Source organism: Spongiibacter sp. UBA1325 (assembly GCF_002306875.1).
Lineage (GTDB): Bacteria > Pseudomonadota > Gammaproteobacteria > Pseudomonadales > Spongiibacteraceae > Spongiibacter > Spongiibacter marinus.
This window is the reverse complement of sequence record NZ_DBTD01000009.1, coordinates 202,341-225,649: the sequence shown is the minus strand read 5'-3', so window position 1 is coordinate 225,649 and position 23,309 is coordinate 202,341. Positions and strand designations below refer to the sequence as shown.

Annotated in this window: 20 protein-coding genes; 14 read left to right on the top strand and 6 right to left on the bottom strand. The window is 56.2% G+C overall.

The window, feature by feature from the left end; all coding sequences use genetic code 11:
* Positions 1–19 precede the first annotated feature (19 nt).
* From B3K78_RS09570 to B3K78_RS09510, 13 genes are all read left to right on the top strand, one after another.
* Positions 20–1,348 carry an acyl-CoA dehydrogenase family protein gene (locus tag B3K78_RS09570; RefSeq protein WP_084497933.1) on the top strand — a complete coding sequence of 443 codons (1,329 nt, stop codon included), beginning with the start codon at positions 20–22 and terminating at the stop codon, positions 1,346–1,348.
* 13 nt (positions 1,349–1,361) lie between these two features.
* Positions 1,362–2,597 (top strand): thiolase family protein, encoded by a 1,236-nt coding sequence (locus B3K78_RS09565; RefSeq protein ID WP_286695267.1) that lies wholly within the window; start codon positions 1,362–1,364, stop codon positions 2,595–2,597.
* Positions 2,598–2,614: 17 nt separating this feature from the next.
* Positions 2,615–4,219 (top strand): AMP-binding protein, encoded by a 1,605-nt coding sequence (locus B3K78_RS09560; protein ID WP_286695266.1) that lies wholly within the window; start codon positions 2,615–2,617, stop codon positions 4,217–4,219.
* A gap of 169 nt (positions 4,220–4,388) precedes the next feature.
* Positions 4,389–6,848 (top strand): efflux RND transporter permease subunit, encoded by a 2,460-nt coding sequence (locus B3K78_RS09555; RefSeq protein ID WP_286695265.1) that lies wholly within the window; start codon positions 4,389–4,391, stop codon positions 6,846–6,848.
* A gap of 59 nt (positions 6,849–6,907) precedes the next feature.
* Positions 6,908–8,287, top strand: coding sequence for a DUF1329 domain-containing protein (locus tag B3K78_RS09550; RefSeq protein ID WP_286695264.1), 1,380 nt, complete (start codon positions 6,908–6,910; stop codon positions 8,285–8,287).
* 1 nt (position 8,288) lies between these two features.
* Entirely contained in the window at positions 8,289–9,236 is a 948-nt protein-coding gene (locus B3K78_RS09545) for a WD40/YVTN/BNR-like repeat-containing protein (protein ID WP_286695263.1), read from the top strand.
* 21 nt (positions 9,237–9,257) lie between these two features.
* Positions 9,258–11,174 carry a DUF1302 family protein gene (locus tag B3K78_RS09540; RefSeq protein WP_286695262.1) on the top strand — a complete coding sequence of 639 codons (1,917 nt, stop codon included), beginning with the start codon at positions 9,258–9,260 and terminating at the stop codon, positions 11,172–11,174.
* Between the two features lie 81 nt (positions 11,175–11,255).
* On the top strand, positions 11,256–12,632 hold the full coding sequence (locus B3K78_RS09535) for a DUF1329 domain-containing protein (protein ID WP_286695261.1): 1,377 nt from the start codon (positions 11,256–11,258) through the stop codon (positions 12,630–12,632).
* Between the two features lie 17 nt (positions 12,633–12,649).
* A complete protein-coding gene (locus tag B3K78_RS09530; RefSeq protein ID WP_286695260.1) occupies positions 12,650–13,645 on the top strand; it encodes an MDR family oxidoreductase in 996 nt (331 codons plus the stop codon).
* A 26-nt stretch (positions 13,646–13,671) separates the two neighbouring features.
* A complete protein-coding gene (locus B3K78_RS09525) occupies positions 13,672–14,490 on the top strand; it encodes an SDR family NAD(P)-dependent oxidoreductase (RefSeq protein WP_027873342.1) in 819 nt (272 codons plus the stop codon).
* Positions 14,491–14,499: 9 nt separating this feature from the next.
* The gene (locus B3K78_RS09520; protein WP_286695259.1) at positions 14,500–15,276 is read left to right on the top strand and encodes a glucose 1-dehydrogenase; all 777 of its coding nucleotides are present in this window, start codon (positions 14,500–14,502) and stop codon (positions 15,274–15,276) included.
* A gap of 175 nt (positions 15,277–15,451) precedes the next feature.
* Positions 15,452–16,252 (top strand): 23S rRNA pseudouridine(2604) synthase RluF, encoded by an 801-nt coding sequence (gene rluF / locus B3K78_RS09515; RefSeq protein WP_286695258.1) that lies wholly within the window; start codon positions 15,452–15,454, stop codon positions 16,250–16,252.
* Between the two features lie 21 nt (positions 16,253–16,273).
* The gene (locus tag B3K78_RS09510; RefSeq protein WP_286695257.1) at positions 16,274–16,477 is read left to right on the top strand and encodes a hypothetical protein; all 204 of its coding nucleotides are present in this window, start codon (positions 16,274–16,276) and stop codon (positions 16,475–16,477) included.
* Positions 16,478–16,528: 51 nt separating this feature from the next.
* Here B3K78_RS09510 and B3K78_RS09505 read toward each other — a convergent pair whose 3' ends face one another.
* The 6 genes from B3K78_RS09505 to B3K78_RS09480 form a co-directional block, all read right to left on the bottom strand.
* Entirely contained in the window at positions 16,529–16,939 is a 411-nt protein-coding gene (locus B3K78_RS09505; protein WP_286695256.1) for a hypothetical protein, read from the bottom strand.
* Positions 16,929–17,714, bottom strand: a complete 786-nt coding sequence (locus B3K78_RS09500) for a methyltransferase family protein (RefSeq protein ID WP_286695255.1) — start codon at positions 17,712–17,714, stop codon at positions 16,929–16,931. The genes B3K78_RS09505 and B3K78_RS09500 overlap by 11 nt, the downstream gene beginning before the upstream one ends.
* 104 nt (positions 17,715–17,818) lie before the next feature.
* Positions 17,819–19,708 carry a DNA topoisomerase IV subunit B gene (gene parE / locus B3K78_RS09495; protein ID WP_286695254.1) on the bottom strand — a complete coding sequence of 630 codons (1,890 nt, stop codon included), beginning with the start codon at positions 19,706–19,708 and terminating at the stop codon, positions 17,819–17,821.
* A gap of 61 nt (positions 19,709–19,769) precedes the next feature.
* Positions 19,770–20,357 carry a YqiA/YcfP family alpha/beta fold hydrolase gene (locus B3K78_RS09490; protein WP_286695253.1) on the bottom strand — a complete coding sequence of 196 codons (588 nt, stop codon included), beginning with the start codon at positions 20,355–20,357 and terminating at the stop codon, positions 19,770–19,772.
* Positions 20,354–21,157 (bottom strand): 3',5'-cyclic-AMP phosphodiesterase, encoded by an 804-nt coding sequence (gene cpdA, locus B3K78_RS09485; RefSeq protein ID WP_286695252.1) that lies wholly within the window; start codon positions 21,155–21,157, stop codon positions 20,354–20,356. The genes B3K78_RS09490 and cpdA overlap by 4 nt, the downstream gene beginning before the upstream one ends.
* A gap of 122 nt (positions 21,158–21,279) precedes the next feature.
* Positions 21,280–21,741 carry a DUF1249 domain-containing protein gene (locus B3K78_RS09480; RefSeq protein ID WP_027873334.1) on the bottom strand — a complete coding sequence of 154 codons (462 nt, stop codon included), beginning with the start codon at positions 21,739–21,741 and terminating at the stop codon, positions 21,280–21,282.
* A 120-nt stretch (positions 21,742–21,861) separates the two neighbouring features.
* On the opposite strand from B3K78_RS09480, the gene B3K78_RS09475 reads away from it, so the two are divergent.
* Positions 21,862–23,298 carry a TolC family outer membrane protein gene (locus B3K78_RS09475; RefSeq protein WP_286695251.1) on the top strand — a complete coding sequence of 479 codons (1,437 nt, stop codon included), beginning with the start codon at positions 21,862–21,864 and terminating at the stop codon, positions 23,296–23,298.
* Positions 23,299–23,309 lie beyond the last annotated feature (11 nt).

Below are 23,309 nucleotides of genomic sequence, written 5' to 3'. Positions count from 1 at the left end.
ACGAAGTAGAGGAAATGTCATGAACGATACCGCTCTTGCCACAGGCCCTGTGGATGTTGACTACCGCAACTTAGAAGCCCCTCTGTACCGCTGGCCCGCTACCCCCAAAAGCAAGCTGACCATCTCAGGTGCCGAGGCGAGTTTGCCTGAGCATATTGCTGAATTCCAACAAACCCTGCGCGACTTTGCGATTAACGTGGTGCGCCCCATTGGTATTGAACTGGATAAGCTGAGCCCGGAAGAGGTGATTGCCAAGGATTCGCGCTTTTGGGAATTCCGTGAGAAGTACTTGGAGTTGGGCGTAACGATTGAAGCCTTGTCAGAGATGCCGCCGCGCGAGGCCGCCCTGCTGTTTAGCATACTGTTTGAAGAGCTGGGCTATGGCGACGCCGGTCTGGCGATTTCTGTGGGTGCCGGTATTTTGCCGCAGTGGTTGTCTGCCAAATTTGGTCGCGCTGACCTACTGGAAGAATTCCCCGACGCGATGCTTGGCTGCTGGGGTATCACCGAGCCCGACCACGGTTCAGATATGCTCGACCCCAACGGCGCTGCCGCTCAGCCGGGTGGCAAGTACGGCCGCCCGAATCTGGTTGCCGATTTGACCGGCGACGACATTATTCTGAACGGCCAGAAAGCGGCGTGGGTTTCCAACGGCGTGATCGCCGACGTTTGTATTCTGTACTGTGCGGCCGACAGCGGTAATGGTGTTGATCCGCACAATGGCTGCGTGCTGGTTTTCCCGATGAACCTGCCGGGCATCTCTCGCGGCAAGCCGCTGGATAAAATGGGGCAGCGCGCGCTGAACCAAGGTGAAATCTTCTTCGACAATGTTCGGCTGCCACGCAAATATCTGCTGGCTGGTCCTGAAGATTACCAGCGCGCGGTGTACTGCATTCACGCTGAAGCCAACGCACTGATGGGGGCTACCTTCACCGGCTTGGCGCAGGCGGCCGCGGACATGGCGCTGGACTACGCTCACGAACGCGTTGCTGGTGGCACGCAGATTATTCATCACCAATCGGTGAAAAGCCGTCTCTTCCATATGTTCCGCAAGGTGGAGACCTCGCGCGCAGTGACGCGTCGTGCCCTCGACTACAACAACGACCCGGCAACGGCGATCCCCTCGCTGTGTTCAGCCATGTTCTCGAAAACCACCGGCACGCAACAGGCCTTCGAAGTGTGCAGCGATGCGCTGCAAATATTCGGCGGCAATGGCCTGACTCGCGAGTACCCGATGGAAAAAATGCTCCGCGATGCCCGCGCATCAATGATTGAAGACGGCTGCAACGAAGTGCTCGCTATTAAGGGCGGCAGCTACTTGATCGACGAAGAAAAACTGGGCAACTAAGCCGGAGAACCCTGTGGAACAAAAAGCCTATATTGCGGGCGTCGGCATGACGCCCTTTGGGAATGCTATTGACCAGAGTTTGAGTCAGCTCGCCGGCGCTGCTATTCAGCAGGCGCTGCGCGATGCTGATGTGGAAGCCTCTGAGTTGAACGCCGCCTACATGGGAAATGGCGCGGCGGCGGTCATTACAGGCCAAGTCTGTGTGCCAGGCCAGGTGGTGCTGCGCAACATGGGCATTGGGCGCATCCCTGTTATCAATGTCGAAAATGCCTGCGCCACCTCGGCGACGGCCTTTCAGCAAGCCGCCACCATGATCAGCCTCGGCGTCTACGATGTGGTGTTGGTGTGTGGCTACGAAAAGCTCTATCACCAAGATAAAGAAAAAACCTTTTCGGTATTTACCGGCGCGGTGGATATCGACCAGATGGACAGTATTCGAGAAGGCCTGCAAGCCCGCAATGCCGCCATCGGCATGGACCTGGATATGAGCCAGGCCGGTATCAGTCGATCGCTGTTTATCGATATTTACGCCACCTGGGCGCGTGAACATATGCACCAGTATGGCACCACCCGTGAACAACTGGCGGCGGTGTCGGCGAAGAACTCCATTCACGGCAGCCTCAACCCGCTCTCCCAATTTCGCCACCGTATTACCGCCGAAGACGTCTTGTCGGCGCGTGCGATTGTCGACCCATTGACCCTGCCAATGTGCGCGCCAATTGGCGACGGCGCGGCGGCGCTGGTCATGGTGAGTGAAAAGAAAGCGCGAGAGCTGGGTATGTCGCGCTGCGTGCGCGTACGCGCCTCTTCTCTGCACAGTGGTTGGGACCGCGTTGACGACGAGCCGGAAATGGTGCCGCAGGCCGCGGAAGCCATTTATCAGCAAGCGGGCATCGGCGCCGACGATGTCGACTGCGTCGAGCTGCACGATGCTTCGGCGATCTCTGAAATTAAATACTACGAATACCTCGGCCTGTGTGCAGAAGGCGAAGGCGGCGACTTTGTCGCTCGCGGTGAATCCACGCTGGGCGGCCGCGTGCCGGTGAATACCTCGGGTGGACTAATGCGCAAGGGTCACCCGATTGGCGCCACTGGTGCCGCCCAAATCGTCGAGTTGGTAACACAGCTGCGCGGCGAGGCGGGAGACCGACAAGTTCACGGCGCGAAGCATGCTCTGGCTGAAAACGGCGGCGGCTTCATTGGCAGCGACGCTGCTGCGCTGGTGTTAAGCATTTTGTCCAAAGAATAAGACTGTTGGGGGACACCATGAAAGATCAACGAATATTCGCCAATTTAATTGAGGCGAAAATGCAGCAACAGCCCGATCTGGACGTGCTGACATTTGTAAACATTAAACCCTGTGGTGGCTTTGAAGATGAAAAGCGAAGCTACCGCGATTTGTGGGAACAAGGTCAGCGAGTCAACCAGGCCTTGTTGGAGCAGAACATGGAGCGCGGCAGTAGCTTTGCTTTAGTGATGCAAAACCACCCGGAATTTATCGACTGCATGGTTGGCAGCTCGCTGGCGGGCACGGTATACGTGCCGATTGATCCGCGTACCGGCGGCGACCGTTTGCGCTATATGCTGAGCTGGGCCGAGTGCTCGGGCGTGGTCTGCGCAGACTACTGCTTTAATAGCGTTTACCAAGTGTGTAAGGACATGCCGCAGATCCGCTGGATCTGGGTGATGGACACCGGCGAGAAGGTTAGCCTGCAATCGGCTGACGAGCGCGTGGCACGATACAGCGACGTGATTTCCGGTCCCTATGAAGAGCGCGTCTGTCGGGTAGAGAGCGCCGACGAGGTTATGCAAATGCTGTATACCTCTGGCACTACCGGCGACCCAAAAGCGATACGCGCGCCCTATACACGCTTTGACAATGTGGCATCAATTGGGCCCGCGATCGGTTTGCAAAGTGAGGACCGCCCCTACACCGGCCTGTCGCTAACCCACGCTAACGCGCAACTGGTTACCCTGGGCAATGTGTTGAAAATGGGCCTGCGCGGGGTCATTAGCCGCAAGTTTAGTAAATCCCGTTTATGGGATATTTGCCGCCACTATGGCTGCACCATGTTTAACCTGCTCGGCGGCATGACCACGGCAATATACAGTGAGCCGCGCAAAGCCGACGATGCCGATAACCCGGTTCGCTATATTCTCAGTGCGGGTATGCCCGCCGCAATATGGGAAGATTTCAAACAGCGTTTCGACGTTGAGCTGTTCGAATTTTACGGCGCAGCCGAAGGTGGGATGACCTTTAATCCACCGGGTGGTCCGATAGGCAGTATCGGTAAGCCCCCCGCCAGCCTGATTGCCAAAGTCATCGACGAAGACGGCCGCGAATGCGCCCCGAATGAGCGTGGCGAAATTGTGTTCGAGGCGGCGCCAGGGCAACCCACACTGGCAGTAAGCTATTTTAAAAATCCAGAAGCATCGGCGAAGAAAGTACAAAACGGCGTGTTCTTTACCGGCGACATTGGTCACCGTGATGAGGACGGGTGGTTTTATTTCGACAGCCGTAAGGGTGATGAAATTCGCCGTAATGGCGAGTTTATCGATACCGCAAAAATTGAAAAAACCATCGCCGAGTATCCCGATGTCGCCGATGTTTTTGTCTATGGTATTCCCGCCACCAGTGGTGTGCCCGGCGAGAAAGATGTCATTGCCGCGGTAGTGCCGGTGGATGTGTGTTTGTTCAGCCCGCAAAAACTACTCGATCACTGTCGAGCCGTGCTGGGTAGAACAGAGCTGCCGAGCTACATCCAGGTCATGTCAGAAATACCGAAAACCGCCTCGGAAAAACCGCAGGCGCGCTTCTGTTATCAGCTTTTCCAAGAGCAAAAAAATCATGTTTATGACTTCGCGTCATAGCTGGAAAACGCTGTCGTAAATTAACAGCAAAAGGGTCGGGAACAGGCATTACCGGCCTTTTAATAAGCGATTAATCTGACTGCTAATCACGTTCTCGTTGATACGTTAAAAAAAATAATACGCGGGAAAATTAATGACTAATTTTCCGCGATCTTGAAGGACCGGCAAGATGAATAATATAAGAGGCCGAATTGCAATGGCGGTGCTTGAGCACCGAATAATTGCTTCGATATTGTTTCTCGCAATAACCCTGTTCTTTGCCGCCGGTTTGAAAAATGTCCGTTTAGAAACCATTTTTTCAGACCTGCTTCCCAAGGACGATCCGTTTATTCATGTTTTTAAGGACCATCCGAATTTCGGTAATCCACTGACATTCACCTTGATGGTGAAGAATAAAAACGGCGATATATACAATGCTGAAACGCTGTCGAAAGTCTGGGATCTCACTCGCGACATCGACTTGTCGCCGGGGGTGGATCACGACCAGATACTATCGATCGCATCGGCAAAAGCGCGCTACGCAGAGGCCACGCCTTTCGGTATTGACGCCCAACCTTTGATGGGTGATTCGGTACCGGCAACGCCCGAAGAAGTGCAGCAATTTAAAGACAATGTTCGCAAGTCGCCGAATGCACGTCGGTTTCTTATTTCAGAAGACGAAACCGCTACATTGGTAACCGCAACATTTATTGAGCAGCGCCTGGACTACGGTGAGGCCTTCGCTTTTGTTAAAAAGCTGGCCGATGATGCGACGGATGCGAATCACGATGTATACATGGCGGGCCAGCCCGCACTGACCGGTTGGGTCTATGAATACCAGCATCAAATGATCGGTATTTTCGCCATTACCCTGAGTGCATTGGTTATCGCCCTGGTGCTGTATACGCAGAACATGGCGGGCGTTGTTACACCGATATTTGCCAGTATTGTGGCCGCGATCTGGGGCTTTGGTTTTGCCGGTTGGATGAAGATGCCGATCGAGCCATTGTTGATGATTGTACCGCTGCTGTTGATCGCGCGTTCGTTTAGTCACTGCGTACAATTCACCGAGCGTTTCTATGAAATTTTCGATCAACTCGGCGACAAAGTAAAAGCCGCAGGTTTAACAACCAGCGTGATGATGGCGCCCTCTATTCTGGGCATTATCACCGACGCTGCGGGTATCTTCCTGATCTCTATCGCACCGATCCCGGCAATGGAACGCTTCGCGCTGTTCTGCGGTTTCTGGGCAATGATGTTAGCGCCGACTGGGGTATTTCTTGCACCGCTGTTGCTGTCAGTGCTGCCTGAGCCGCGCAACCTGAAAAAGATTGTCAGCGATCATTCCGGTGGTTTCCACGGCAAGGTGAAGGCAGCACTAGCCAGTATTTCGCGCCTGTCCCAAGGTCGTATTGCTCCCTACACCATGATTGTTGTGATCGCGGTGGGTGTGTTCTCGCTGTACCACTCGATGCGTATTCAGATCGGTAATCCGGTGGAGGGCAGCAACCTGTTGTGGGAGGACTCTGAGTACAACGTATCGGTGGCCCAGATCAATAATCACTTCCCCGGTGTGAATACCCTCGAAGTGATCCTGGAGGCGAAGGGCGAAAGCGGTAGCGATCGCGTGGCCAAACAAGCTGATGCAGTGGCAACGATGTTGCAGCTGCAATCGATTATGGAATCGGGCGAGCACGCGCCGCGGGCGACGTTGTCTTTTGCCGATTACTTAATGGATGCCAACCGGCTGATCTCCGGTGGCCACAGCAAGTGGTTGCCGCTGGACAATAACGACCGAGCCGTTAACGCTGCGGCGTCGGCAGTACTGATGGGAACGAGCCCCAAAGCGTTCTCGAATGTCGTGGACTTTGAATTGCAAAACTCCACCGTGTCCTTTTGGTATGCCGATAACAAACAAGACACCGTCGACAACGCGCTGGCGGCTGCGCGGGCGGCCGTGGAACAAGTGGGTGCAGACCACGACGCTTTCACTGTGCGCCTCGGCAGCGGCACCATCGCTATCCAACAGGCCATTAACCATGTGGTAGAGCGTTATCACTGGTTGATTATGGGTTTGCTCAACCTGGTCATTTTGGCGGTGTCGAGCTATGCCTATCACTCGGTGGTTGCCGGTGTGGTACTGCTGATCCCGGTTAACCTGTCCAACATGATTTTAACCACCAGCATGTCGTTCATGGGCATTGGTCTGGACATTAACTCGCTGATGGTTGCTGCCATTGGTGTCGGCGTTGGTATCGACTACGGCATCTATCTGCTCAGCCGCATCTGTGAGGAATATCACGAGTGTGAGGACTATGGCGTGGCCATTACCTCCGCGCTGACCACCACCGGTAAAGCCATCATGTTCACCGCCAGCATCATGCTGCTGGGCATTCTCCCCTGGTACTTCCTGTCCGGCCTGAAATTCCTGGCCGACATGGGCTTGCTGCTGGTGCTGGTGATGCTGATCAACATGGTGATCGCGCTGGTGGTGCTGCCGTTGTTGGTGTGGGTAATGAAGCCGAAATTCGTGTCCAGCAAAGACATTTTGGTCTTGGGCGAGGGCATGGACATTAGCAAACTTTTAGAAGAAGACGAGCGCGCAGCCGTTCAGCAACGCGCTGCAATCAGGGCCGAGGCGGTCAGCTGAGCCTGAGCTGACCGACAATCAATAAAAAGATAATCAAGGGTTCCACCCGGAGGTAAACGATGCATATTAAAAAATACGATACAGACTTTAGCCGTCGCAGTTTCCTGGAAAAAACCGTTAAAGGTATTGGTGCAGCGGGCGTGATTGCGCCGCTGTGGCCACTGATCGCCAACGGCGCTGACATGAGTAAGGCCTATCCCGATGAGCTGCTGTCTATCGAGATGCAAACCAAAGGCAAGATCAAACCGGGCGATGTGATTACCGCCGATAACGTTGAACATGTGAAGCACTTGCTCGACCCCGTTGCGTATATGCAAGTAAAAACCATGGGTCGCCGTATTCACATTGTTGAACCGGTGAAAGATATTACGCAGCTCTACCCCGCTGAGTACCTCGAGGCCACCCTGCGCAATAAGGGTAAGGCTGTGCTCGACAGTGACGGCAATGTGTGGACAAAAGACGGCAAGCCCTGGGTTGGCGGTAACCCCTTCCCCGAACCCAAAAATGGGGTAGAGGCGCAGTACAACCTAACGATGAGCTGGGGTCGTCACGACTGGTCGCAGTACGCGGTTCGCGACTGGGATATAGACAATAACGGCAGTCTGTCTTACCAGTACGACTTTGTATGGAGTGAGCTGAATACCACGTCGCGTTCCGACGGTCAGGTTTGGAAGGGCAAAGAAGACTTGCTGCGCTACCAGTCGGTATTCTTCACCGCGCCTAACGACAGTGCCGGTACCTCGTTCCTGAATATTTGGCATTACGATCAACGTAAATTCCCCGAACTGCACGGTTATATCCCCGCTTTCCGTCGGGTAAGACAGTTCCCCACTAACCAGCGTTTTGAGCCGCTGGTACCGGGTATCACTTTGTTCCTGTCAGATGCCTGGGCGGCGGGTGACCCGCTGCAAACCTGGGGCAACTACAAAATTGTCGGCCGCCAGCCAATGCTGGGTTGCATCGGTCCGCGCAATTTCCACGGTGGCTATCACGACAACTGGGAAAAACCCGTGCACGGTGGCCCTAAAGACCAGACCTTCTTCGACACCTACATGGAACTGGTGCCTGAGTGCATCGTGCTGGAGTCGGAGCCAACCGGCTATGCACGTGCGCCCGTGGGTAAGCGCCGTGTATGGATCGATGTACGCAACCAAATGTATGTCGCCTACGTGACCTACGACCGTCGCGGTGAGATCTGGAAGTCCTTCGAGCCGCATTACGCGCAGCAGTCGAACGACAAGATGACCAAAATGGACGGCGCCCATCCCGCGTGGTCCTGGTCCAGTGTTCACAGCCACGACGTGCAGTCCAACCGCATGAGCCGTTTTGTACAGGCCAAGGGCGTAACGGGCGGTTACAAGACCAACTTCAATCCCGGCGATGTCGACGTGTACAACAAGTACCTCACCGTGCAAGCGATGCAGCGCCTGGGAGGCTGATATGGCTAGCGTTAAGAACCGCGTTGCCGCGGGGGTTTGTGCGCTGCTGCTGACGGCGGGGGCGATGCCCGCCGCCGCAGCCAGCAGCGAACAGGTACACCGAGGTCATCCCCACGATGTGCTCTTCGGCGTGAATACCAGCAGTGACGGCTTGCTTGCCGTGGGTAGCAATGGCCGCTTATGGCAGAGCCGCGACGGTAGCCAGTGGCAGAGCAACAGCAATGTTGGTGATAGTCGCGCGCTACTCGCGGTGTCGGAGCGCCAGGGCAACCTGTTGGCTGTGGGCCAGCAGGGCGGCATTTTTCACAATGCCGGCGACGGCTGGAAGGCTGTCGAGGCACCTGTAAAAGAGCGCTTGTTTGCCGTTGCGCAGGGAGACTTCGGTCTGGCGGTTGTCACTGGCGCTTTTGGTGCGGTGCTGTGTTCCCAAGACGGTGGTCGCAGCTGGCGGCAGTCACAGATCGATTGGCCAGCACTGATCGGACAGAACTATCAGCCACATGTGTATAACGCGGCAATTGATGCGCGCGGTCGCATCTACATTGTCGGTGAGTTTGGCATGATCGCCCGCTCTGATGACGCCGGGAAAAGCTGGCAGTCGCTGCACAGCGGTGAAGCGTCGCTGTTCGGCCTCGCCCTCAGCGATACCGGTTTGGCCTATGCGGTTGGTCAGAGCGGAACGGTATTGCGCAGCAAGGATGGTGGCGACAGCTGGAAAGCCATAACCAGTAATAGCGACGCCATCTTGATGGATGTTGCCATCCGCGCGGATGGCAAGGCGGTCGCAACGGGTATTCGTCAGGCCTTGAGTATTTCGCCGACCAGCAGTCAGGCGCGGGTACTGAATCACGACGCATTTTTAGAAAGCTGGTACAGCGATATTACGGTACTCGGTAACGCTTTTTATGCCGTCGGTGAACAAGCCAAAGTGATCAAAATTTCTCTTTAAAAATAGCCTCGGAGAAGCGAGATGAAAAATAATAATCGGCTTAATTGGGCTCTCGCCACAACGGCGATGGCACTGTCTAGTCCATCGTGGTCGGCCAGTGGTGAGCTGCTGGGTGTCGACTACAGCCTTAGTGGTTTGATTCGTGTAGAGCTGGCTGCCAAAACGGTAAGTGACGAAAACCCCTACAACCAACGCGGTAACCTCTTTAATGGCAAGGAGGTTGAGCGTAACGGTGGCCTCAACGTGGGCACGCTGCTCGGCCTGAATTTACCCATTCCTATCAGTGCACCGATCTCGGATACCGCGACGCGCAACGGTGTTCCGGCCGACAACGATTTTAATCACAGCCAGGTGCGTTTAGAGAGCACCCTGCAGCTGAAGTTTAGTGACAACTGGTCAGCGACGGCAAAGCTGCGCGGCATTTTTGACGCAGCCGAATACGATGAATTTGATCCGGACTCGGTGAACAGCAACGCCGCGGGTTACCTCTATGGCGAGCCCAATTATTTTGAGTACGACGACTTTGAAAACGGCGGTGAACAGAATCCTCTGGAGATCGCTGGCGACAACTACATGGTCGACTTTCCGTCGCTGTACCTGGACTATCAGAACGGGCCACTATTGGTGCGCGCCGGTAACCAGCAAATTGCCTGGGGACAGGCCTTGTTCTTCCGGGTATTCGACGTGGCCAACGGCTTGGACTTGCGCCGTCACTCAATCTTCGATTTCGCTTCCGAGGAGTACGCCGATGAGCGTATCGCCTCACCGGCCATCCGCGTGTCCTACCAGCTGAATTCCAACTGGGAACTGGACATGTTTGCGCAGAGCTTCCAGCCGACCATTTACGGCAACCCGAACACGCCCTACAACGTGATTCCTTCGCAGTTTACCGTGCACGATCGTTACAGCAGTGTTGACGAAGAAGTGAATAGCGGTTTCCGCTTGAAAGGCTTTATCGGCGACTTTGGTCTGCAGTTTATGTATACCAACCGCTACAACCCCGACGGTGTTGTGCGCTGGACCAAGTCGGGTGTGAACCGCGATGCACCGGGCATCCCCTTGTCGGGAGCCATCCTTGCGGAGACCCCGCTTGAAATTGACCCCACCGGGGTATGGAGTGCTGAGGAGTGGTTTACCTATGCGGGTATGGCGCGCCTTGACGGCACCGAAGGTCTGAACAAAATTGTTACCGACTTCCCCGCATCGCAATTGCTGCTGGCACGGCCTGTTCAGGGCATCGATGCGGCAAAAGAAGAGCTCGATCTGTTCTTTATCCTGACGGGTGGTTTCCTGAATAACCCACTGTCTGGTCAGGGCGGCGGCGGTCTGCGCGGTCACATTGAGCGCACCTACCACCGCGAAGATGTTTTCGGCACTGGTGTCAGCTATGTATTCAGTGGCGAGCCCGGTAGTTGGACGGATCAGTTGATTCTGAACTTCGAGGTTTCCTTCACGCCGGACAAAACCTTTACCCCTATCGACCTGGGGCAGGAATACATTGTTGAAGATGAATACGTGACTGCCCTGGTATTAGAAAAATATCAGCGCTTCAGCCGCAGTTTCCCTGCTACCTACATGGTTTTCCAGTGGATGCACCGCAGCGAGAGCGATCTGTTTGGCCGCCACTTAAGTGGTATGGGCGGCACGGTAAACAACACGCCTAAAGGTGTGGATGGTGGCTGGAATGGCTTGGTATTAGCCCTTCAGCAGCCCTTCCCCGGCTTGGTATGGCGAGCAGATTTGTCGGTGTTGTATGACACGCGCGGCGGCTTGTTTGTGCAGCCGGCTCTGAAATGGAAGCCCTCCGGTAACTGGAACATAGAAATGTTCTACAACCACATGGACGGCTACGTTGATGGCGCCAACGAGAATGAAAATATCATGCAAACCGTGGACTGGGCCGATGAATTTGGTCTGCGCGTAGCCTACCAATTCTAGCGAACCCTACCCCCACCCTCAGGAAGTAATGGGACCTTGCCGGCGACTTTGTCGCCGGCTTTTTTACCGCGAGGATGTTGTATGAGTTTTCATATCAGGCGGTTTGACCGGCAGTTTTCCCGGCGTGAATTTTTGCGTGTAGGCTCAGGTTTTGTCGGGGCGGGCCTGCTGATGCCGGCTTGGGCGGCAATGGAAAAACACGGCGATTATGCGGCGGCTTATCCAGAGGAGTTGCTGTCGATAGAGCAATATACCGGCGGCAAGCTCAAGGTCGGTGATGTCATCGACGCCGGTAATGTCGAGCTGGTAAAAGACCTTCTCGAGCCGGTGAAGTACATGCAAGTCAAAGACATGGGGCGTCGCTTGAGGTTGCGTGAGACCACTCGCGATGTGATGAAGCTGAGCCCATGGGAATATATGGAAGCGAGCTTTCGCCACCGCGGCCAAGCGCGCTTTGACGACAATGGCAATGTTGTGACGGCCGACGGCAAACCCTGGATTGGTGGCTTGCCCTTTCCCGATGCCAAAACCGGTGTGGAGCTTTTTGCCGGCCTAACGTTAAGCTGGGGGCGACACGATGCTTCGTTCTATGCGATCCGCGAATACGACCTCAACCGCGATGGCAAAGTCAGCTACGGCTACGAAAATGGCTGGGCTGAATATGCGCCGACGGGGCGTTTGGTACTGCCCGGCGTTTACTGGAAAGGCCACGAAGACAAGCTGCGCTATCAGAGCGTCTTTTTCACGGCGCCAGACAGCGTACGCGGCACGTCTTTCTTGAACATTTGGCACTACGACCAAAACAAATTTCCCGAGTTATACGGCTACATTCCCGATTTTAAACGCATTCGCCGCTTCCCCACCGACCAGCGCTTTGAACCATTGGTGCCGGGTTCATCGCTATACCTGTCCGACGCCTGGGCGGCGGGTGACCCCCTGCACACCTGGGGCGACTACAAAGTGGTGTGGCGCGGACCCATGCTGGCCGCCGTCAGCGGTGGCTGGGCCTCGCAAAGTGAAGATTGGTCGCACAACACCCATGGCGGCCCACAGGGAGAAACCTTCTGGGATACCGACGTGGAATTAGTGCCCGAAGCCATTGCCGTTGATGCCAAGCCCACGGGCTTCCCACGTGCACCCGTCGGCGTTAAACGGGTGTGGTTTGATGCGCGCACCCAATTGCCGCTGGGCATGGTCACCTTTGACAGGCGCGGCGATCTGTTCCGTTCCTTCGATGGTGCCTACGGGCTATACGAGGACGGTGATCGCCGGGTAATGGATGGTAAGCACCCCTATTGGTCGTGGTGCCATGTTCACGCTTTCGATGTGCAGACCGGAAAAATGACCCGCATAGAACAACTGGCAGAAATTTCTGGCGGCCACCGAATGCGCGTGAATGATCACGATATTTACAACCGCTATTTAACCAACGGCGCCCTGCGCCGCTTGGGTAACTAACAACAAAAGGACTCACCATGACAGACACATACAAAGCCTTGCTTGGCGTACGCGACGACAGTGGCTACCGCGTTGAATTTCAGCAGCTCAGCAGCGAACAACTTGGCGACGGCGATGTGGAGGTAGCGGTGGAATACTCTACCGTTAACTACAAAGATGGCCTGGCGATGAGCGACGCCATTCCCATTGTTCAAAAACCTTCGCTAATTCTCGGCATTGATATGGCAGGCACTGTGGTTAAGTCTGAGAGCAGCCGCTTCCAGGTCGGTGACAAGGTGCTGATGAATGGCTATGGCGCCTCAGAAACGCACAATGGCGGCTATACCCAGCGCCTGCGTATTTCGAGCGACTACCTGTTGAAGGTGCCTGAGGCTTTCACTACCCGCCACGCCATGCTGCTGGGTACGGCGGGCTACACCGCGATGTTGTCTCTGCTGCGATTGGAGCAGCTCGGTATTAGCCCTGAGTCGGGCGAAGTGCTGGTAACAGGCGCGTCGGGGGGAGTGGGCAGCGTGTCCATTATGTTGTTGGCGGGCCTGGGCTATACCGTGGCAGCGTCGACGGGCCGCCTTGAAGAAAGCGACTATTTAAAGAGCCTGGGTGCAAACTCTGTGATCGATCGCCGCGAGTTGTCAGAAGCCGGTGAGATGATGCAAGCGCCCCGCTGGGCAGCGGCGGTGGATTCCTGTGGCAGCCATACCCTGGCCAATGTTATTGCCCAACTTCACTACAACGGCGCCGTGGCCGCGTGCGGCTTGGCTCAGGGCCTAGACTTACCCGGTAACATGATGCCCTTTGCACTGCGCAATGTCGCCTTGCTGGGCGTGGACTCGGTACACGCGCCAATGGCGCTGCGTGAGCGCGCATGGCAGCGTTTGGCCGAGTCTGTCGACCTGAACAAACTGGAAGCGATGGCGGTTGAAATTGATTTCGACAATCTTCCTGACGCCGCTGGGCAAATCTTGCAAGGGAAAATTCGTGGCCGCGCGGTAGTGAATATCGCCGCGCGCTGAACATCAATACTCAACGGAAAATAACAATGAAAGAGAACAATCCTTTTTCGCTGCAGGGCAAAGTCGCTGTGGTGACCGGAGCAGCGGCGGGCATTGGCAAGGCCTGCGCCCAGCGCATGGCTTACTCGGGCGCCTCGGTGCTGCTAAGTGATATCGATGTGGCCGCCTGTCAGCGCCTGGCAGCGGAGCTGAATGAACAGGGCTTTGACGCGCGCGCTATTCAGCAAGATGTGGTGCTGGAGGAAGACTGGCAGGCCTTGGTGGCAGAGTTGAAACAGTGGCACAACCGCTGGGATATTCTGGTGAACAACGCCGGCATTTACATTGGCGGCCGCCTGGAAGACAACTCGGTAGAGCAACTGACCCGTATCCACGAGGTCAATGTGCAATCGGTGTTTCTCGGCCTGCGCTATGCGGCTGAAACCATGCAGCCCAGCGGCTGCTTTGGTCGCGGCGGCAGCGTGATAAATCTGTCGTCTATCGCCGGCTTGATCGGCGTCCCTGGTCACAGCATTTACGGTGCAACCAAGGGCTCGGTGCGCTCCATCAGCAAGCACTCTGCGGTTGAGTTCGCCCGCTTTGGCTACGGCATTCGCGTCAATTCGCTGCACCCCGGTTTGATCGATACCGCCATGGCCGAACAGGTTTACGACGACTTTGTGGATGTTGGGCTCACCCAGTCTCGCGAGGAAGCCAGTGCGGTATTGGAGCAGCAGATGATCCCGATGGGGCGGCTCGGCACAGCAGAGGATATTGCCAATGCGGCGCTGTTTCTCGCCAGTGATGCCAGCGCCTATATCAGTGGCGCTGAGCTGACCGTGGATGGCGGTTTCACCGCAGCGTAGGAGAGTGTGATGAGTATTCATTGTAAAGACAAAGTGGTGTTGATCACGGGCGCCGCCAAAGGCATTGGCGCGGCGGCGTGCCATGCCCTGGCGGCAGCAGGTGCGAAGCTGGCGGTGAGCGATATCGATCAGGACGCTGGCCGAGCGCTGTGCGAGGCACTGCGCGCGGCGGGCGCCGATGCGGAATTCTTTCCCTTGGACGTGTGCGACGAGCAGCAGTGGCAGCATTGCATGGAAACGGTTGTCGCCAGCTTTGGTCAGCTGGATGGCGTTGTGAACAACGCGGGTATCGCGGTAATTTGCGGCCCCGAGGAAGAAAGTCTGGAGGGGTGGCGGCGCACCCAGACTATCAATAGCGACGCGGTCTTTCTCGGCAGTCGCGCGGCCATTCAGGCCATGAAATCGCGCGGCGGTGCGATCGTTAATGTCTCGTCGATTGAAGGCATTGTCGGCGACCCAATGCTGCCAGCGTACAACGCCAGCAAAGGCGCCGTTCGCGCACTGACCAAGTCACTGGCGCTGTATTGTGCCGATCGCGACTACGGTATTCGCGTGAACTCCCTTCACCCGGGTTATGTAGAAACGCCTCTGGTAAGCGGCGCCCTGGCCAAGCTGTCAGAGGACGACGCCAATGCCTTTGCTACGCGCGTGGTGGCCAGTATCCCGATGGGACGTATGGCGCGGGCAGAGGAAATTGCCCAGGGTATTGTATTTTTGCTTTCCGACGCGGCAAGTTATATGACCGGCTCGGAACTGGTTATGGACGGTGGCTATACCGCCCGTTAAGAATCCCCTCGGGGAGGGAGGTGGCCGCTATCGCCCTGGCGACCACCTCTTTTTTCTCCCTCGCCCCTGCTTTGCTCCGCGCTTGTAGTTCATCTCAATGATTTCTGTGTCAGACTTGTTATCCCGAGACCACCATCGGTAACGGGCGTGAGTAGCAAGTAAAGAGAGATACAGCGTGAGTAATGGTGAAGGACGGCGCTTAAATAAGTTTATCAGTGACTCGGGCTATTGCTCGCGTCGCGAAGCCGACAAGCTGATTTTGCAGAATCAAGTCAGTATCAATGGTAAACGCCCCGGTCTCGGCGCACAGGTGATGCCCGGCGATGTCGTGATGGTGGAAGGCAAACGCATTCGCACGGTTAACCCGGATAAAACCGACAGGGTGTATATCGCCTACCACAAGCCGGTGGGCATCACCTGTACCACCGAAGCCCATGTGCCGGGCAATATTATCGACGCCGTCGGCCACAAAAAGCGCATTTTTCCCGTGGGTCGCCTGGACAAAGATTCCGAGGGGCTGATTTTTCTGACCAGCGATGGCGACATCGTGAATAAAATTCTGCGTGCTGAAAACGCCCACGAAAAGGAATATATCGTCACCGTCGATAAGCCGTTGAGCGGACAGTTTGCCGAGCGAATGGCCAAAGGCGTGCCTATCCTCGGCACCGTTACCAAGCCCTGCAAGGTCATGATCCTCAGTCGCAATGTGTTCAAAATTATCTTGGTGCAGGGTATGAATCGCCAGATTCGGCGAATGTGCGAACACTTTGGCTATGAAGTAACGCGGCTCAAGCGCACGCGGATTATGAACGTCAAACTGGATGCGTTGAAGCTCGGTCAGTGGCGCAACCTCAGCGCTGAGGAAATGGCAGAGATCAATCAAGCCGTGGGCGGTTTGTCGGGCAACGCAGGCGCGGCTGGCAAGTCGCGTCCACGGCGACAGAATGGCCCTAAAACAGGCGGGCGTCGGCGCTAGCGACATCCATGGAGTATGCTGATGAAACGTGTATTGGCGGTTGGCGCGCTGTTTTTACTCAGCGGTTGTGCGAGCCGAGAGTTATACGGGAGTATTCAGGCGAGTAACCGTTTCGAGTGCGATAAGCTGCCGCCCTCTCAGTACGAGGCATGTATCGCGCAGACGGTGCAGCCCTACGATGACTATGATCGCGAGCGTCGGGCCATAGAGTCTGACGAGAATTAAAAAGGTGGAAGGCCCAGGAGCCTTCCACAAGCACTACGCGTGCGTTGAGCGCTAGCGCAATTGGCGCTGGCCCTCGTATCGGGCATGGTTGAGTAGGTACAGGCCGTAAAACACCGCAAAGGCGAGATCGGCGATCACAAAAATAGCGAAGGGCATCAGTGCCGGAAAGCTCAATGTATCCACCCAGGCTGCAATGAAGACCAGGGTTTTGCCGATGCAACCCATCCAGATAATGTCTTTGTGGTCTTTTGGGTTGCCGGCAATGCGCCAATAACCAAAGCCAAACACCAATACCAGCACGCCAAATTGATGGGCCCAGGGCAGTAGCTCGGGCACATAGAGACTTTGCATTTGCAGCAGGGTAAAGAAGGCCTCAGTAGCAAATAGCAGCATAAACGCCGCCGCGAAGTTGAAGAATGCGGCGAAGCGGTAAAAGCGCTTCCAGGAAGTTTCATTTTGCATTGATGCTGGCCTCCGGGTGCGAGGGGGATTGCTTTAGGCGGTCGGCAATGGCGGCGCCGGTCAGTAAGCGCCAGGGTATCAGCAGGCCGGTTTGTTGTTTGTATTCCTGCCAGCCAGGGTGACGGGAGATCGCGTGATCTTTGTTCTTCATCCGCGCCAGGAAATAGCTGGCCATATACGCGTAGATCGCCCAGGCGATCCAGTGTTGGGCCAGCATTGGGTAGGCGGCGTACAGCATTAGCTCGCCGAGGTAATTCGGGTTGCGGGTGTAGCGGTAGACGCCGTCGGTAATCAGCCCTGGTTGTTGGCGGTATTTAAGTATCCAGTGGCGCTGGCCGTCGGCGGCCATCATGGTGACAACGCCGAGCGTGTGAATGGCAATGGCGGCAAACACGACCGCGCCGCTGGGCTCGATGAAGCGCGAAATCAGCAGCCACGGGGTGATCCAGTACCAGCCGATGAGAAAAACATAGAGGTTGATGGAGGCAAGTAGGCTGATGCGGTCGTTGAATTGGTGGTCGCGAAAACCGAAGTCTTTAATCAGCCAGCAGTAACCATAAATGCCGTGCAGGCCAAGGTAGACCCAGGCGGTGGTGGTGAAATTGTCGTAGTAATTCATCATGGCGTAGATGATGAACAGGGTAAAAATCTTGTGGAAGTCCACCGCCCAGGCAACGCGAATGCGCGGTTTGCCCGGTGCGTTCCAGATAAGTTTGTCGACGAGGGCGAGAAAAGCGCGCGCCCAGCCGGGAATCGGTTCCCGTTGCTGTTCCATGGTGCATTCCTATTATTGTTAGTGTGTGCCTGCCGATACTACGCGGCGGCCACAATTAGTGAATGCTTGCTGGCGACGCTTTTACTGTGAATTTATGACAGGGCTTAAACGATGATGTCGGCCTCGTCACCGTTGCGTTCAAGCCACTGTTTGCGGTCTGCAGCGCGCTTTTTGCCGAGCAGCATATCCATTAGGGCATCGGTGTCGTCGCCGGGCTCGATGCCAAGGCGCACCAGCCGGCGAGTATCCGGGTCCATAACAGTTTCGCGCAGCTGTAAGGGGTTCATTTCACCGAGGCCCTTAAAGCGCGTGACAGACACTTTGCCTTTGATTTTTTCCGCCTCTATGCGGTCGATAATGCCTTGCTTTTCATCGTTGTCGAGGGCGTAAAACACCTCTTTGCCAACGTCGATGCGGTACAGCGGTGGCATGGCAATAAACACGTGACCCTGCTCGACCATTGTGCGGAAGTGACGCAGGAACAGCGCGCACAATAGCGTGGCGATGTGGGCGCCGTCGGAGTCCGCATCGGCAAGAATACAGATCTTACCGTAACGCAGGCCGCTTAAATCATCGGAGTCGGGGTCGACCCCCAGTGCCACGGAGATGTCGTGAACTTCCTGCGAGGCGAGAATTTGCTGGGAGTCCACCTCCCAAGTATTCAGAATTTTACCGCGCAGCGGCAAGATGGCCTGAAACTGACGGTCGCGAGCCTGTTTAGCCGAGCCCCCCGCTGAGTCCCCTTCCACCAGGAACAATTCTGAACGCTCGCTCTCTACACCGGCACAGTCTGCCAGTTTGCCGGGCAGTGCCGGTCCGGCGGAGACTTTCTTGCGCACCACTTTTTTGGCTTTGCGTAGTCGGCTTTGGGCATTGCTGATGCACAGCTCGGCGAGTTTTTCGGCTTCTTCGGTATGCTGGTTAAGCCACAGGCTGAAGGCATCTTTGGCCACGCCCGATACAAAGGCAGAGGCTTCGCGGGAGCTGAGGCGCTCTTTGGTCTGGCCGGAAAATTGTGGGTCGGCCAGCTTGGAAGACAGCACATAGCTGCACTTGTCCCAGATATCGTCTGGGGTCAATTTTACGCCGCGCGGGATCATATTGCGGAACTCGCAGAACTCGCGCATGGCATCCAGCAAGCCGCTGCGCAGGCCGTTAACGTGGGTGCCACCCTGAGCGGTGGGGATCAGGTTAACGTAGGACTCGGCCAGCGGCTCGCCGCCTTCGGGCAGCCATTGCACAGCCCAGTCCACGCCCTCGGTATTGCCACTGAAATGGCCGACAAAGGGTTGCGCAGGCAGCGTTTCGTATTCGCGAGTGTGGCTGGCCAGGTAGTCGGGCAGGCCATCTTCGTAGTACCACTCCTCGCTCTCTTCGCCGGTTTCATCTTTGAAAATAACTTTCAGGCCCGGGCAGAGTACGGCTTTGGCACGCAACACATGCTTGAGGCGGCGCACGGAAAACTTGGCGCTGTCGAAGTATTGGGCATCGGGCCAAAAGCGCAGCAGGGTGCCGGTATTACGCTTGCCGCAGCTGTCGATGACTTCCAGGTCGGAGGCTTTGTCGCCATTGGCAAAGCGCATCTGGTGAACCTGGCCGTCCCGTTTAATGGTGACTTCCAGTAGGGATGACAGGGCGTTGACCACCGATACCCCCACGCCGTGGAGGCCGCCGGAGAACTGATAGTTGTCGTTGGAGAATTTACCCCCGGCGTGCAGGGTGGAGAGAATCACTTCGACACCTGGCAGGCCCATCTCCGGGTGGATGTCTACCGGCATACCGCGGCCGTCATCGGCGCAGCTCAGCGAGCCATCGTTGTGCAGGGTGACGGTGATCTGGCTGGCGTGGCCGGCCAGTGCTTCGTCGACGCTGTTGTCGATAATTTCCTGCGCCAGATGGTTGGGGCGGGCGGTGTCGGTGTACATGCCCGGACGCTTGCGCACAGGCTCAAGGCCAGTGAGGACTTCGATCGATTGTGAGGTGTATTGTGACATGCTCTACCACTGCGAGGCCGCATCGCGGCGCCGTGAATGAATCGGTTTGGGTCGGCTATTGTTAACCAGCCACGCCCAGAAATTCCACTATTGCGGGCAAATGCGCTTCGAAATTCACGAAGCTGTGGTCACCGCCGGGCTCAACGAGCTGCTTACAGTTGTGATAAGCCGCCACGGCAAGGCGGTAATCCAGCGTTTCGTCGCCCTCTTGCGCCATTAGCCAGTAGTGCTCGGGTGTAATGTCGGCTGGCGTTAGCCTGCGCAGGCAGGCGAGGTCTTCTTCGGTCACGCTGAAATGCTCGCCGGTATAGGGGTTGTCGTATTCACCGATGAACTGCTCTCCCCACTCTCCCGGAGTAACCGCCGGGTTGACCAGTACGGCTTTTAGCTGGTGGCGCTCGGCCAGTACGGTCGAGAAGAAACCGCCCAGCGAGCTACCGATAAGTGCCAGGGTGTCCGGTGCTGCGGCCAGTTCCTCTTCCACCACTTGCTCCAGTTTGGCAAAGGCGCCTGCCGGGTTGTTGGGCATGCTGGGAATACACAGCCTGACCGACGGGTGATGCTGGGCAAAGTAGTGTTTAACCAGTTGTGCTTTGTGTGATTGGGGGGAGGAGAGAAAGCCGTGTATATAAATGACTGTTGCGCTCATTCGTAGCCGTTTGCCGTTTTATCTACCGTAAATTCCACACCGCTAACGCGCTCCACGCCTGTCTGCCAGTTGCCGTCGGTGTGCAGGGTGAACCAACGGTAGCCGGGGTTTAGGTCGTCCAGGGCAAAGTCGCGGCTGCCAGGCGCGAATTGTATACAGGTTGAAGGCGTCGTCAGCAAGCGTTGCTGGCGGTGGCGCTGCGCTGAGGCTTGGTGTACGTGGCCGGATACAATGGCCGCCACGCCTGGTTTGTCGTCGAGAATATCGAACAGCGCATCGGCGTTATCGATCAATTGCTCATCCAGCCATTCGGCACCGAGCTTATTCAGGTGGTGGTGAACAAAGATTAAGGTGTTGCTGTCGCAGGGGTGTTGGCGGCACAGCGCCAATTCACTTTCAGCGAGATGACCGCCTACTTGGCCGCTAACCGCCGAGTTTAAAAATAACAGCTGCCAGTTGCCGAGTGTCGCCTGCTTTGGCATCAGCGCCTCGCCCGCACATTGGTGCATGGTGGCGGGTTCGTCGTGGTTGCCGGGTAGCCATACAATCGTGTCCGCGAGCCCCTCGAGCTTGGGAAGGAGGCGTTGATACGCGGCGGCGCTGCTGTCACCCGAGAGGTCGCCAGAGACCACCAGCATGTCGATGTGTGGGTGCTGGCGTTGCACCAAAGTGAGCACTTCGTCGAGGCTATGGTCGGTATCCATGCCCAACAGCGAGCTGCCCGGGCTGGCGCCCAGGTGGCAGTCGGTAATCTGCACTAAGCAGAAAGCGGGAGTCGCTGTTGCGTTGGCGCTGTTCACAGTAAGCCTCGTTAATATCTTCGGCTTTTATACGGTATGGGTTGCCACAAATCCAGACGCAGTCCATCAGAGGGCGTTGCCCCGCGACAATAAATGTGTGATTTGCGACTGCAGTCTCGCTGCTAAAATTGTGTGCCGGTCGCGCTGACCTTTTCTAATACGGCGCTGTCGTGCCGGTGACCGTGCCGCAAGCACTGGCTTAGCCATTCGCCAAGAAAGCGGTTTAGTTGGGCCTTTTCGTCGCGTTGGAACATTTTATTATTCGGGTAGTCGTAGCGTTGCCGCAGGGCATAGACCTGCTCGGCGCCGCTGACCTCGGCAAGCTTTGCGTCGTGATAGATGCGCACCTGTAAGCACATAGCGGCCCAGGCTTGTGTTTTTGCCTGGGCCAGCCGCAAGTCGAGAAAGCTGGTGTACGGCGCGCACTCGCGCACACGAATATTGAGCGCGTGATTGCCTACCCCAATGCAGAGCTCGTCACCGGCCTGAAGGGCGTCGGGCAGTAACTTCTGCAAACGCAGATAATTCATCTCACAGTCGGCGAGATGCGCGTTGAGGTCAACTTGGTAGTTCGGCGTCTTCACAAGGCTCCCGAATTTGCGTTCTAATTCAATAAGATTTTTTAATAATCATTCTCGCATAGGGCGAGTCTGATACACTGCGGGCCTGACGCAGCCCCTCCGTTAGCAGAACAGGTTAACTCTATGATTGCCAAACGTCACTTTCTCAGTGCAGCTGTTGCACTGGCTATGGGTATTTCCGGCGCCCATGCCGACACATTGCTAGATGTCTACGAGCTTGCAGTGAATAACGATCCGCAGTTAAAAGCCGCAGAGGCGACCTACCGCGCCGATCTGGAGTCTGAAAACCTCAGTCGCTCAGCGCTGTTACCCCAGCTGAGTGGCCAAGCCTACTACCAGGATACCGAAACCGACTCGCAGTCAAAGAGCACAACGTTCTCCGGTGGCGGTTTCGGTGGTGGGTCGACGTCGATAATTGACCAGAAGGTGCATACCGGCTCGGAAACGGAAAATTACTCCTTGAGCCTGAGCCAGGCCATTTTCGATCTGCCGGCGTGGTTCAGCTTTAAGGCGGGCCAAAAAGTCACCGAGCGCGCCAAGGCGCAGTTGGCGTATGACCAGCAAGAGCTGATTGTGCGTGTATCCGAAGCGTATTTTGAAGTGCTAAAGGCGCGGGAAAATCTCGATGCCTCGCGTGCAGAAGAGCGCGCGGCCAAGCGCCAGCTTGAGCAAACGCAGCAGCGCTTTGATGTTGGCCTGATCGCGATTACCGACGTGCATGAGTCGCGCGCGGTATACGACTCTACCGTGGCTCAGCGCCTTGGTTTTGAGGGCGCACTGGCGATCGCCCGCGAGAACCTCACTACCCTTACAGGCAAAGATCACGGCAAGCTGTGGTCATTGAAAGAGAGTTTCCCTATCGATAATCCACTGCCTGCCAGTCGCGCAGCCTGGGTCGATATGGCTTTAAAGAACAATTACCAGCTTAAGGTGGCAGCGGCGGCGTCTGGTTCCGCCTATGAAAATGCCCGTGCGAAAAAGAGCGAGCACTTGCCAAAGATTAGCGGTAGCTTCAGCTACACCAAGGAAGACCTGGACGGCTCGCGGCGTTTCAACCCCAGCAGTTCCTTTGCTGTGCCGCCAGACAGTGAGTATGAAACTGAGGCCCTGCGTGTCACGCTGACGGTGCCGCTGTTTACCGGTGGTGGCGTTAGTGCGGGTCGCCGCCAAGCCTACGAGCAATACAATTCGGCGCAGTACACCGCGCAGCTAACGCAGCGCCAGGTTATTGCCGGCACGCGCGCCCAGCACATTGCGGTGAATACTGCCGTGCAAACCGTGAAGGCGCGCAAACTGAATATTGTCTCTGCGCGTAGCGCCCTGGATGCGACCGAAGCCGGTTACGATGTCGGCACGCGCAACGTGGTTGATGTATTGGACGCCCAGCGCAAGCTATATGCGGCACTGCGTGACTACAGTAACGCCCGCTACGACTACGTTGTCGATATGCTCAAGCTCAAGCTGAACGCCGGCACCCTGAGCCCGGCGGATGTGCAGGGGCTTAATCAGTGGCTGCAGGAAGGTGATGCAGTATTGCTGAACGGCAATGGCAAACGCTGATATTCCCGTCT